The organism is Ruminococcus hominis (assembly GCF_014287355.1).
In the GTDB taxonomy this organism is placed as follows: domain Bacteria; phylum Bacillota; class Clostridia; order Lachnospirales; family Lachnospiraceae; genus Schaedlerella; species Schaedlerella hominis.
On record NZ_JACOPE010000001.1, the window covers coordinates 2,293,006 to 2,306,212 of the forward strand.

9 protein-coding genes are annotated in these 13,207 nt (G+C 37.4%); all 9 read right to left on the minus strand.

The window, feature by feature from the left end:
- Nucleotides 1-172: 172 nt before the first annotated feature.
- Nucleotides 173-424: a hypothetical protein gene (locus H8S40_RS10170; RefSeq protein WP_022074572.1), complete on the minus strand. Its 252-nt coding sequence runs from the start codon at nucleotides 422-424 to the stop codon at nucleotides 173-175.
- A 137-nt stretch (nucleotides 425-561) separates the two neighbouring features.
- The gene (locus H8S40_RS10175; protein WP_186865201.1) at nucleotides 562-1,401 is read right to left on the minus strand and encodes a CPBP family intramembrane glutamic endopeptidase; all 840 of its coding nucleotides are present in this window, start codon (nucleotides 1,399-1,401) and stop codon (nucleotides 562-564) included.
- Nucleotides 1,402-1,569: 168 nt separating this feature from the next.
- Entirely contained in the window at nucleotides 1,570-4,203 is a 2,634-nt protein-coding gene (ppdK, locus tag H8S40_RS10180; protein ID WP_022074570.1) for a pyruvate, phosphate dikinase, read from the minus strand.
- 263 nt (nucleotides 4,204-4,466) lie between these two features.
- On the minus strand, nucleotides 4,467-5,867 hold the full coding sequence (locus H8S40_RS10185; RefSeq protein ID WP_186865202.1) for an aminopeptidase: 1,401 nt from the start codon (nucleotides 5,865-5,867) through the stop codon (nucleotides 4,467-4,469).
- Between the two features lie 84 nt (nucleotides 5,868-5,951).
- Nucleotides 5,952-7,352, minus strand: coding sequence for a glycine--tRNA ligase (locus H8S40_RS10190; RefSeq protein ID WP_022074568.1), 1,401 nt, complete (start codon nucleotides 7,350-7,352; stop codon nucleotides 5,952-5,954).
- 142 nt (nucleotides 7,353-7,494) lie between these two features.
- Nucleotides 7,495-8,235 carry a DNA repair protein RecO gene (gene recO, locus H8S40_RS10195; RefSeq protein WP_366482452.1) on the minus strand — a complete coding sequence of 247 codons (741 nt, stop codon included), beginning with the start codon at nucleotides 8,233-8,235 and terminating at the stop codon, nucleotides 7,495-7,497.
- A 62-nt stretch (nucleotides 8,236-8,297) separates the two neighbouring features.
- Entirely contained in the window at nucleotides 8,298-9,197 is a 900-nt protein-coding gene (gene era / locus H8S40_RS10200; RefSeq protein WP_118723960.1) for a GTPase Era, read from the minus strand.
- 24 nt (nucleotides 9,198-9,221) lie between these two features.
- Entirely contained in the window at nucleotides 9,222-12,158 is a 2,937-nt protein-coding gene (locus H8S40_RS10205) for an insulinase family protein (RefSeq protein ID WP_186865203.1), read from the minus strand.
- Nucleotides 12,159-12,264: 106 nt separating this feature from the next.
- Complete coding sequence (locus H8S40_RS10210; protein WP_186865204.1) at nucleotides 12,265-13,203, minus strand: tRNA dihydrouridine synthase; 939 nt, start codon at nucleotides 13,201-13,203, stop codon at nucleotides 12,265-12,267.
- Between the last annotated feature and the right edge of the window lie 4 nt (nucleotides 13,204-13,207).

The following is a 13,207-nucleotide window of genomic DNA, read 5'->3' on the forward strand; positions in this document are numbered from 1 at the left end:
ATTTCGTTCATCTGCATCTTCTCTCAATGCCAATTAAAAGGATCTGACCTCAGTAACTTTTGAAGAATTTAGTTGTTGTCACAACGATATAATAGCGGAAGTTTTCAATCCATAATTACATCCCTTTCCAACATCTTTTATTCATAAAATCATATTAAAAGCAAGATGAACGTTAATTAATCAAACATACTGCTTTATCAAAGTCCTTCTTACGAACATAAATCTTATACTCATAGGAATAGTCTTGATTGATTCCATAGTTACCTGTATAAGCTCTTTGGCTTCCAACTACAGTTGCACTCTGTAGATTTGTTGTTTTTACTACATACTCAATGTTATTTGCAGATAAAATTTCACGTATCTCCGATTGCTTTTTCATATCTAAAGTAATCAATAATTCTTTTCTATTAAAAATAGTAATCATCTTTACCTTCCCCCTACTGTTCATATCCCGTACTCGCTATTGAGCGTTTACCTGATTTCTTGCACATAACCATCATCAGACTTACTAACCCTTGTATTTACAATCGTTTCTTCTTAATTGTTTTCCATAAATTTATATCAATTTTTCTTACTCGATTTAATCATAATAAATGCTATGCCAATCACTACTATATACCCTATCAACGAAATAACAGATGATTCAATCCCAAATTCTCCCCCTGTAATTGCAAAAGATTTTGAATTAAGGACGTATGTCATTACAGAATATTTATCCATTTTTTCTCCGATGGACAATCCACCACCAATAATCATAACGTTCCAAATAGCATGCACTATTCCACTATTCCAAATTGAACCACTCTCTATTGCAATCATTGAAAACATAACGCCTACCATAGTTCCAGCGATAATAACTAATAAACAACTGCCTATTGAAAAATCCTGTCCCAGAACATGTACAATACCAAATAACATTGATGGAACGATTACTGCCACTTTAACATTCCATCTTTTCTTTAATGCATTAAGTATAACTCCTCTAAACACCATTTCTTCAACAAATCCAGCCGCTATTCCAGTGAAGGCAATTCCTGCGCTTAAAGTAGTAAATATCTGATTTCCATTCATATTTGAAGAAACATACTTACCGTTGAATATTAAAAGATAACTTCCTTTTATAATGACTGGTAACAATACAGCTACTATACCCCATCTTATTTTAATTTTAAATTTAGGTAGTCCAAACTCTGACACTGGTAACTTAATAACCTTGCTAATAAATATTTTCAAAAGAAAATATGACAATCCGGCATATATAACTCCAGCGATAATATTACAAATTCCATATGGAACATGTATTATAGTAAATATACTTGCAATTGCTTGTGCAATAACTTGTGTAATTACTAAAATGAATATGGCAACAAATGATATGCCAATTGCTTTTTTTGTACTCATTTTATTTCTCCTTGTATTATGTATTACAAATCAACAAATAGTGATTTGCCTTTATCATACTACCACACCAACGAACTTTTGTACATTTTCTCACTAAAAAACCCCTCACACCATAATTGATGTAAGGGGTTTTCTATATAGACTAATTAACACTCTGTGTTATATATCCTATTTGTCTGCTTTCTGAGCGATAGCAGCCTGTGCAGCAGCTAATCTTGCAATTGGTACACGGAATGGTGAGCAAGATACATAATCCAGACCAATCTTGTTGCAGAATTCTACAGAAGATGGATCTCCACCATGCTCTCCACAGATACCGATGTGAAGTTTTGGATTAACAGGTCTACCTAATTTGATAGCTGTTTCCATTAATTTACCTACACCAGTCTGATCCAGTTTAGCAAATGGATCGTTCTCAAAGATTTTAGCATCATAGTAAGCATCTAAGAACTTACCAGCATCATCACGTGAGAATCCGTATGTCATCTGTGTTAAATCGTTTGTACCGAAGCAGAAGAAGTCAGCTTCTTTTGCGATATCATCAGCTGTAAGAGCAGCTCTTGGAATCTCAATCATTGTTCCAACTTCATATTCAAGGTTGCTTCCTGCTGCTGCGATTTCAGCATCTGCTGTCTCAACAACAAATTTCTTAACATATTTAAGCTCTTTGATATCTCCAACTAATGGAATCATGATTTCTGGTTTTACATTCCAGTCTGGATGAGCTTTCTGTACATTGATTGCTGCACGGATAACAGCGCTTGTCTGCATCTTAGCAATTTCTGGATAAGTAACAGCAAGACGGCATCCACGATGTCCCATCATTGGGTTGAATTCATGTAAGCTATCGATAATTGTTTTGATTTCTTCTACAGTTTTGCCCTGAGCATCTGCAAGTTTCTTGATATCCTCTTCCTCTGTAGGAACGAACTCATGAAGCGGTGGATCAAGGAAACGAATTGTAACCGGGTTACCTTCAAGGGCTTCATACAGTTTCTCGAAGTCTCCCTGCTGCTCTGGAAGAATCTTAGCAAGTGCAGCTTCTCTTTCTTCAATTGTCTCTGAACAAATCATTTCACGGAATGCATCAATTCTGTTGCCTTCGAAGAACATATGCTCTGTACGGCAAAGTCCGATACCTTCTGCTCCAAGCTCACGAGCTTTCTTAGCATCTGCAGGTGTGTCTGCGTTAGTACGAACTTTCATTGTTCTGAACTTGTCAGCCCAATCCATGATACGTCCAAATTCACCAGCGATTGTAGCATCTACTGTTGGGATGATTCCATCGTAGATATTACCTGTTGTTCCGTCGATTGAGATTGCATCTCCTTCGTGGAATTCTTTTCCTGCTAATGTAAATTTCTTGTTTTCTTCATCCATTGCGATGTCTCCGCAACCAGATACACAGCATGTACCCATACCACGTGCAACTACAGCAGCGTGAGATGTCATACCACCACGAACTGTCAGGATACCCTGAGCAGATTTCATACCTGTAATATCTTCTGGAGATGTCTCAAGACGAACCAGAACTACTTTTTCACCTTTTGCAGCCCATTCAACAGCGTCATCTGCTGTAAATACAACTTTACCACAAGCAGCTCCTGGAGAAGCTCCAAGACCTTTACCGATTGGTGTAGCAGCTTTTAATGCAGCTGTATCAAACTGTGGATGAAGCAATGTATCCAGGTTACGTGGATCGATCATTGCAACTGCTTCTTCTTCTGTTCTCATGCCTTCATCTACAAGGTCACAAGCAATCTTTAATGCAGCCTGAGCTGTTCTTTTACCATTACGTGTCTGCAGCATGAACAGTTTTCTATCCTGGATAGTAAACTCCATATCCTGCATATCTCTATAGTGTGTTTCCAATTTGTTGCAAACACCTACGAACTGATCGTATACTTCTGGCATAACTGCCTGTAATTCTGCGATTGGCTGTGGTGTACGAACACCGGCAACAACGTCTTCTCCCTGAGCATTCATCAGGAATTCTCCCATCAGCTTCTTCTCTCCTGTTGCAGGGTCACGAGTAAATGCAACACCTGTACCAGATTCATCTGACCAGTTACCAAATGCCATCTCCTGTACGTTAACAGCTGTTCCCCAAGAATATGGAATATCGTTATCACGACGATATACGTTTGCACGTGGGTTATCCCATGAACGGAATACAGCTTTGATAGCTCCCATCAGCTGTTCCTTAGGATCATCTGGGAAGTCAGCTCCGATTTTTTCTTTATATTCAGCTTTAAACTGATTAGCAAGCTCTTTTAAGTCATCTGCTGTAAGGTCTACGTCCTGTGTAACCCCTCTTTCAGCTTTCATCTTGTCGATCAATTCTTCGAAGTATTTTTTACCTACTTCCATAACTACATCAGAGTACATCTGGATAAATCTTCTGTAGCAGTCACGAGCCCATCTTTCGTTGCCTGTTTTCTTAGCAACTACTTCTACTACTTCTTCATTCAATCCAAGGTTAAGGATTGTATCCATCATACCTGGCATAGATGCTCTTGCTCCTGAACGAACAGATACAAGCAGTGGATTCTCATTGTCTCCAAATTTCTTGCCTGTTACTTCTTCCATCTTTACGATTGCTTCCATGATCTGTGCCATGATTTCGTCGTTGATCTTTCTTCCGTCCTCGTAATACTGAGTACAAGCCTCTGTTGTAATTGTAAATCCCTGTGGTACTGGAAGACCAAGATTTGTCATCTCTGCAAGGTTTGCACCTTTTCCTCCAAGCAGGTTTCTCATTGTTGCGTTACCCTCAGTAAACATATAAACCCATTTTGCCATGTCTAAAAGACCTCCTACTAAAGTTTTTTTCAATCATATGTATTCATACTATTGAACTAAGTCGCATAATTTATTTTAAACTTTTCGACGGAGAGCGTCAAGTTTTTTGCATTTATTTTTGTACAATCTTTAACAATCTTTTTTGGTTATTTTGTACAATTTCAGTGTTTTCACCTAAATATTTTTCAGTTTATCTAAATATTTTTTTGGCGTTTTGTCGAAAACCCAGTTTTTCCGGTTCTTTATGCTTGTCTTATGTATTTTTATTTCATTTCTTCAATAAATGCTTTGTATCCTTTATATGCTTCATATACATCCGCTTTGCTTGTTGCTTCCCAAGGAGCATGCATACTAAGAACAGCTACACCACTGTCGATTACTTCCATGCCATAATTTGCCATAATATAAGCGATTGTTCCGCCACCGCCTGCGTCTACTTTACCAAGCTCTGCAAACTGATATGATACATCCTGTGAATCCATTGCCTGTCTAATCTTTGCAAGATATTCTGCATTTGCATCATTTGATCCGCTCTTTCCACGGCTTCCTGTAAATTTATTAAATACAAGCCCTTTTCCGAAAAATGCTGAGCTACGTTTTTCAAATACTTCTGCATACATCGGATCATAAGCTGCACTTACGTCTGATGAGAGCATTGTTGAGTTCATAAGAGCTCTTCTTACTTTCAGATCTGACTCTCCCTCTGTAAGAGCAACCAGCTCTGCAACAATATTTTCAAAGAAACGAGAATGCATACCTGTTGCACCAACACTTCCGATTTCTTCTTTATCTACTAAAATGCAGCAAGCTGTACGCTCTGTTTTCTCTACATCTAACATTGCAAATAAAGATGTAAATGCACATACACGGTCATCCTGACCATATGCCAGAACAATACTGCGGTCAAAACCACAGTCACGTGCTTTTCCTGCCGGTACAATTTCTAATTCTGCTGAAATAAAATCTTCCTCTTCCACGTCATAATACTCTTTTAAGAGATTCATAACGTTTGCCTTTACAGCTTCTTTTTCTTTCTTTTCAAGACTTTCATCCTGTTCAATTGGACGGCTTCCGATAAGCAGATCTAAGTTCTCGCCTTCTACTACTCCTGCTGCTTTTTTATCCATCTGTTTTGAAGCGAGGTGGATCAATAAATCTGTGATAACAAATACCGGATCTTCACCCTTTTCACCAATGTTTACATTTACAACTGTACCATCTTTCTTTACGATCACGCCATGAATAGCCAACGGTATAGTTACCCACTGATATTTTTTAATTCCACCATAATAGTGCGTATCTAAATATGCAAATTCTTCATTTTCATATAATGGATTCTGTTTTACATCAATACGTGGTGAGTCGATGTGTGCTCCAAGTATATTCATTCCTTCTTCCAAAGGCTTTGTTCCCATATTGAACATAGCGATCATCTTATTCATGCAAACAGCATAAATCTTATCTCCTGCCTGCACCTTTTCGCCGCTTTTAATAACGTCTTTAATATTCTTGTAGCCTGCTGCCTCTGCTCTTTCAATTGTAAGTGCAATACATTCACGCTCTGTTTTTCCTGCGTCCAGACATTTCTTATAATCCTCATTAATCGCATTGAGTTTTTTTAATTCTTCTGCATTATATGTTGTCCATGCATTTCTACGTTCCATTGAAATTACCTCCTGATTACCAAAATCAACCCAGCAGATTTTCTTTCAAAAATCTTACCAGGCTGATATATTCATGTATTATTTTTACCACTCAAATTTTTTCTCAAAATATGCTTTCAGATCTTCGATCTTAACTCTTTCCTGTTCCATCGTATCACGATCACGAACTGTTACTGCTCCATCTTCTTCCGAATCGAAATCATATGTTACGCAGAACGGAGTTCCGATCTCGTCCTGACGACGATAGCGTTTTCCGATATTTCCACGATCATCGAATTCGCAGTTATATGTCTTGCATAATTCATTATATACTTTTTCTGCACCTTCATTCAGTTTTTTAGAAAGTGGAAGTACTCCGATTTTAACCGGTGCCAGTGCTGGATGGAAATGAAGGACAGTACGTGTATCCGGTTTCTCTTCTGTACCAATCTCCTCTTCATCATATGCACTGCAAAGGAATGCAAGTACCATACGGTCTGCACCAAGTGATGGCTCGATAACATATGGGATATATTTTTCTTTCTTTTCATCATCAAAATATGTCAGATCCTGTTTCGATACTTCCATGTGCTGTGACAAGTCATAATCTGTTCTGTCTGCGATTCCCCAAAGCTCGCCCCATCCAAACGGGAATAAAAATTCTACGTCTGTTGTTGCTTTACTGTAGAATGACAGTTCTTCCTGATCATGATCACGATATCTTACTTCATCTTCTTTTAAGCCCAAAGAGCTCAGCCAGTCAAGACAGAATTTTTTCCAATATGCAAACCATTCCAAGTCTGTTCCAGGTTCACAGAAGAACTCCAGCTCCATCTGTTCAAATTCTCTTGTACGGAATGTAAAGTTACCCGGTGTGATCTCATTTCTGAATGATTTACCAATCTGTCCGATTCCAAATGGGATTTTCTTTCTTGATGTACGCTGTACATTTTTAAAGTTTACAAAAATACCCTGTGCTGTCTCAGGACGAAGATATACTGTGTTCTTCGCATCTTCTGTTACTCCCTGGAATGTCTTGAACATCAGGTTGAACTGACGGATATCTGTAAAATCATGTTTTCCACATGTTGGACATGGAACATTATGTTCTTCAATAAATGCTGTCATCTCTTCCTGTGACCATGCATCTACAGCACCTTCAATCTCAATTCCATGCTCTGCACAATAATCTTCAATTAATTTATCTGCACGGAAACGCTCATGACACTGTTTACAATCCATAAGTGGATCAGAGAATCCTCCCAAGTGTCCAGATGCGATCCATGTCTGTGGGTTCATCAGAATCGCACAGTCTACCCCTACGTTGTATGGTGATTCCTGGATGAATTTCTTCCACCAGGCACGCTTTACATTATTCTTCAGTTCAACTCCAAGATTACCATAATCCCATGTATTCGCAAGTCCTCCATAAATCTCAGAACCTGGATACACAAAGCCTCTTGATTTTGCAAGAGCTACAATCTTGTCCATTGTCTTTTCTGCCATAGTATTTGTTCCTCACATTCTTTTAATCTTTGATTTCACCGATCATAATTCCATCGGATTGAATTCTCAATTGTTTCCTATTATAGCTGTTCTGTTTGTTTTTGTAAACATTCCAGATGTAATTTCCGACAGCTTCATCAAATTACAATAATGTTTCCAAAATTTCCAGTGATTTAAACCTCTTATCTACATACAGATCATTGTATCTTTCCATCAATCTTCCCAGTTCATCTAAAACATTTTCTTTCACAATAAATGTATATAAATGTTCAATCTTACTATTCTCCACATATTGAAGTGTATACAATGTAGAATTATTTAACCGCATTCCATCAATGACATCTCCGTCACATTCTGTACAGACCAATCCACCTTTTCTTGGACTAAACACCATAGAATGTCCCGTACTTCCACAACAAGTACATTGAAATACCTGTGGGGCCTGTCCGTTAATACATAATGCTTTCAATTCAAATACATATCGAATGAGTCGATTCGGTATCTTTGGATTGGTCAGAGCCTTCAATGTCTGATAAAGCAGCTTTAGCATCTCCCGCTCATCGTTTGCTTCTTTTGTAAAATACATTGCGTATTCCATAAAATAGAAACCATAATAGGCTGCAATAATATCCTCTCTTAATTCCGAAAAATAGTTTTCTACATGTACAGACTGAATCGTATATGAACTGCGTCCTGCATATAGAGTAAACTGACCAAATGTAAACGGATTAACCGCACCAACAAGTGGACTATTTGGTTTTCTTGCTCCTCTGGCAAATGCAGATATTTTCCCTTGTTCCTTTGTCAAAATGACTACTCTTCTGTCATATTCTCCAATGGGTGCCGTTTGCAGCACCATCCCGGTCATTGTAATCTGATTCACGTTCTATCCCTTCTAAACTATGTCTGGTACAATTACAAAAGATAAAACGCCGCCTCTGATATTTAATACTCGTCTTGACGATATCCGAAGTTTTTCATCAAAAAGTCACTGTCGCGCCAGTTCTTCTGTACTTTCACCCATAATTTTAAATTTACTTTACAATCCAGCATACGCTCAATCTCATAACGTGCTGTACTTCCAATTTTCTTCAGCATACTGCCTTGCTTACCGATAATAATTCCTTTATGAGAGTCTCTTTCGCATATAATTGTCGCATCGATATGCATTACATGTTTTTCCATCTTCATGCGATCAATCGCAACTGCGATTCCGTGCGGAATCTCATCCTGTAAACAATGTAACGCTTTTTCACGGATCAATTCTGCCACAATCTGACGCTCTGGCTGATCTGTCACTGTCTCTTCATCATAAAACTGCGGACCATAAGGAAGATACTGCAAAATCACTTTTACCAGTTCATCTGTATTCTCTCCATTTCTCGCTGAAACCGGAACGATAGCTGCAAAATCATATTCTGTTCTATATGCATCTATAAATGTCAGAATTTCTTCTTTTTTTACCATATCGATTTTATTAATGACTAATACAACCGGAGTTTTTACCTTTTTCAGCTGCTCGATAATATGCTTTTCACCAGCGCCGATAAATGTAGATGGCTCAACAAGCCAAAGAACGACATCCACTTCATTTAACGAACGCTCTGCAATATTGACCATGTATTCACCAAGCTTATTTTTTGCTTTATGAATTCCCGGCGTGTCTACAAACACGATCTGTCCTTCTTCTGTTGTTAAAACTGTCTGAATACGATTTCTCGTTGTCTGAGGTTTATTGGATGTAATCGCAATCTTCTGTCCGATCAACTGATTCATCAATGTCGACTTACCAACATTTGGACGACCGATCAAGGTTGCAAACCCAGACTTAAAGTTTTCTTTCATAGATTATCCTCCGTTTTAAAATTATTAAAATAATGTTCTCACTTCATCAAACATTTCTTTTTGTGCTTCTATCTTTTCTTCGCTTCCGATAACACAAATCTGTTTTGCAGCAAGCATTGCCTCCAGCACTTTTGCAAGTTTACGGATATCCTCCTGTTGTGCATTTAAAATATCGGCTCTTTCTTTACGGATCATTTCTGCTGAAACATGGTTCATATATAAATTCATTGAACGATCACCCTTCGCTGCCGGATTCATCGGGCGATCAATATTACTCATTGTTCCGATAATATATTTATTCATATCGCGTTCATCTACCATAAAATTCTTCAGGTAATCCACAACGCCTTCATATACTTCCATTGTACGTTCCAGATTTGGATCTCGATAAGAAATCAAATATCCTTCTCCAAGACGGTTAAAATTGCTCATGCAACCATATGCACCACCTTTTACACGCACATTCTGCCAGAGATAATCATAACTCAAAATCACCTTCAAAATCTGTAAAGCTCCGTCATATTCTGCTCCACCATCAATAAAGTTACCTACTCTTGCTACATACTGAACTTTCGAAGATGTCTTGAACCCTTCATTTCGTTTCTTACAATGCAGAACACATTTCGCCTCTTCTCTTGTTGTTCCAGCGTTAAGCGCAGCTTCTCCACTTACAAGATTTTCAATTTCTTTTTTAACAACGTCCAGACCTTCTGTAGAAGAAGTATAACTTACCATCATATTATCTGTGCGGAAAATCTGTCTTGCCAGCTTTTGCAAATTAGCAATCAGTTCATCTTTTTTCTCTGTGAAATGTTCTTCAATATCTTTTACTACTTCGTAATAACCGATTCCATCCGTATCATCTTTGAACTTCGATAACGGTGATGCATACGAAAGAGCACGTAATGCAGCTGTTGTATGTCCCGATGATAAGAATCCCATCTGCAAGCGAGATTTTGTCATTGAAAGAATTTCTTTCAGACGCTTTTCATCATCAAGCTTAGATTCCATCAGAATCTCTCTCATCATTTTAAACAAAACATCCATCTTTGGATATAATGCTTTACCTTTTATTTCAAATGTTGCACGGAATGCTTTTTCTTTTACATGTCTTACATCTGGATAAAGCTCCAATGATGTTCCGATTCCACCAGTATGCACATTGATTTCATTAAACAACTCTCCATACTCATAATGTGTCGTATCAATAATACCAAGTACTGCCTGTAACAAACCGAGATACGGAAGTTGTTTCTCTTCCACCTCTGAAAGGTCAAACATCAAAGTTACATATCCGATTCCATTTGTCTCTACATTGTGATGTACCATCTGTACATCTCCAACTTTTATTTCTTCGTTATAGATCGGTGCAATCTCTTTTGAAATATCATCGCGTCCAAGAACCGGTATCTTCTCCATATCTTCTTTTAAATCTTCCGATTCCTGATATTCAACCAGCTGTTTTGTACGTTCTACAAGATTCTGGATGTCTTCATCACTTAAGGAAGCTTTATATGTCTGAAGCTTCTCGTCGAGTTCTTTATCCATTCTTGCAGTTCTTCCCTGCTCTGGCTTGATTACCACAATTGATCCATGTGTATTGTCAAGCAACCACTTTTGAATTAGATTTTCAAAATAATCCGTATCCAGCTGACCCTTTAAAAATTCAAATGTTGGAATCGCCTGCATGTGGATAAATGGTTTTGTCTCGTCATACAACCAACTATCAAACAACTGAAGACCATACATCAATCCTTTTGGATAATTACCAAAATCTGCTTCACGGAAACGGAATTCATGATAATTAATTCCCGCTGCCAACGCTTTCTTATCCATACCATTGTTGACAATATCACGTAATGTATCTTCGATAACCTGTATAAACTTCTCTTTTTGCTCTACATTTGCATTCTTTGCAATAACAGAGAAGATTGGCTGATAAATACCATTGTCATATGAACCCATGATATCTTTTCCAATCTCTGCATCCATAAGAGCTTTTTTCAGTGGAGCTCCCGGAGCGGATAACAACGCATAATCCAATATCTGGAACGCAAGATACAATTTTTCATCCAGACTTGTTCCAATTACTTTATTGTATGAAAGATATGTGTTGTCTTCTTCCGACTCTTCGCTGGAAATTGAATACTCTTGTTCTACTTCGATAACCTTATCAAATGGCTTCTGATATTGAATTTCTGAATCCACTTTATCTTTGTCAAATGTTGAGAGATATTCTTTATCCAGCCATTCCAGTTTTTCCGCCATATCCATATCACCATATAGATAAATATAGCTGTTTGAAGGATGATAATATTTTCTATGGAAATCTAAAAATTGCTCGTACGTAAGTTCCGGAATCACCTCCGGATCACCTCCGGACTCATTTGCATAAGAAGTGTCTGGGAACAATGAATTTAGTATCACACGATCCAGCACTCCTTCCGGTGACGAAAATGCACCCTTCATCTCATTGTATACAACACCATTGTACTCCAGTTTTTCAGCAGCATCTTCCAATTTATAACTCCAACCTTCCTGACGGAAAATCTCATCATGCTGATAAATATTTGGATAAAACACGGCATCCATATACACATGCATCAGATTCTGAAAATCTTTGTCATTACAGCTTGCAACCGGATATACTGTCTTATCCGGGTATGTCATCGCATTTAAAAATGTGTTCAATGAGCCTTTTACCAACTCTACAAACGGGTCTTTGACTGGGAAGTTTTTCGACCCACACAAAACCGAATGTTCCATAATATGCGGCACACCTGTACTATCTGAAGGTGGTGTACGAAATCCAATCGTAAAAACTTTATTTTCATCATCATTTTCCATAAGCAGAACTCTTGCCCCGCTTTTTTTATGTTTTAGCAGATATCCTTTCGATTTAATATCCGACAAATCTGCTTCTTGAATCAATTCATATGCATTCAAGTCTTTGATATTCATCTGCTTTTCTCCTTTCGAATTATCACTTGCTAACGCCCATTATAACATTTTATCATCTGTTTTACTAGGGAAGTGTCATCTTGTTTTTTTCATCTTAAATAACTGTTCAACTTACCAGTTCTTGCTCTTGAAACAATTTTTCTACCGCTTCATCATACTTATACAGTTTTTCACATTTTTTAATCTTTTTGACATATTTTTCATAATTGGTAAAAATAGGTCCAAGGAAGCTCCATAATTCTTTCATTTTAAATAAAATTGTCTTGTCCCCTGAGAGCACTTCCTTGTATCCTGCATACAATTCATCATGAAATGCTCTTAAGGATATTTTGTCTACCGGTTTATTTTTTTTAATTTCCCTGATAAGTCCAGGATTTTTCAACAGACCTCTTCCCAACATAATACAGTCTACAGTCGGAAATTCTTTTCTAAATTCCTCGTAATCATTTTTTGTAAATATATCTCCGTTATAACAAATTGGATTTTTACTCTTTTCCAATGCTTCTGCAAATACATCCTTATTCGGATGATTTTTATAAAAATCCTTTTGTACACGCGGATGTATAATCAGTTCTTTCATCTGATATTTATTATAAATTTCTAACAGTCTGACAAATTCATCCGGGCTTTCTTTTCCAATCCGGGTTTTGATAGAAATTTCTAATTTACACTTCCTAAAAATCTCATCTAAAAATTGTTCCAATTCATCCGGATACGCTAAGAATCCGGATCCTCTCATTTTTGAAATCACTGTTTTTGACGGACATCCCAGATTCAAATTGATTTCTTTATATCCATATGCTTCTAGCTTTTCTGCTGTCTGTAAAAAATCTTCCGCTTTATTGGTCAAAATCTGCGGAACAGGATACATATTCAAGTTATTCTCCGGCATAATATCTTGTTTTTCTCTTGTGCTAAAATTACCATTTTGATTTGGTCTGATAAATGGGATGAAGTATTTATCAGCTCCGCCAAAATGATGATAAAGTGCTGTTCGAAACACATGTCCGGTAATCCCTTCCAAAGGTGCTGTATATATTTTCATTCTT

What these genes read in the sequence shown, in the direction of transcription:
- era (WP_118723960.1), bottom strand. Translation starts at nt 9,197, where the DNA reads ATGAAAGAAAACTTTAAGTCTGGGTTTGCAACCTTGATCGGTCGTCCA.
- H8S40_RS10210 (WP_186865204.1), bottom strand. Translation starts at nt 13,203, where the DNA reads ATGAAAATATATACAGCACCTTTGGAAGGGATTACCGGACATGTGTTT.
- H8S40_RS10205 (WP_186865203.1), bottom strand. Translation starts at nt 12,158, where the DNA reads ATGAATATCAAAGACTTGAATGCATATGAATTGATTCAAGAAGCAGAT.
- H8S40_RS10170 (WP_022074572.1), bottom strand. Translation starts at nt 424, where the DNA reads ATGATTACTATTTTTAATAGAAAAGAATTATTGATTACTTTAGATATG.
- ppdK (WP_022074570.1), bottom strand. Translation starts at nt 4,203, where the DNA reads ATGGCAAAATGGGTTTATATGTTTACTGAGGGTAACGCAACAATGAGA.
- H8S40_RS10185 (WP_186865202.1), bottom strand. Translation starts at nt 5,867, where the DNA reads ATGGAACGTAGAAATGCATGGACAACATATAATGCAGAAGAATTAAAA.
- H8S40_RS10175 (WP_186865201.1), bottom strand. Translation starts at nt 1,401, where the DNA reads ATGAGTACAAAAAAAGCAATTGGCATATCATTTGTTGCCATATTCATT.
- H8S40_RS10190 (WP_022074568.1), bottom strand. Translation starts at nt 7,352, where the DNA reads ATGGCAGAAAAGACAATGGACAAGATTGTAGCTCTTGCAAAATCAAGA.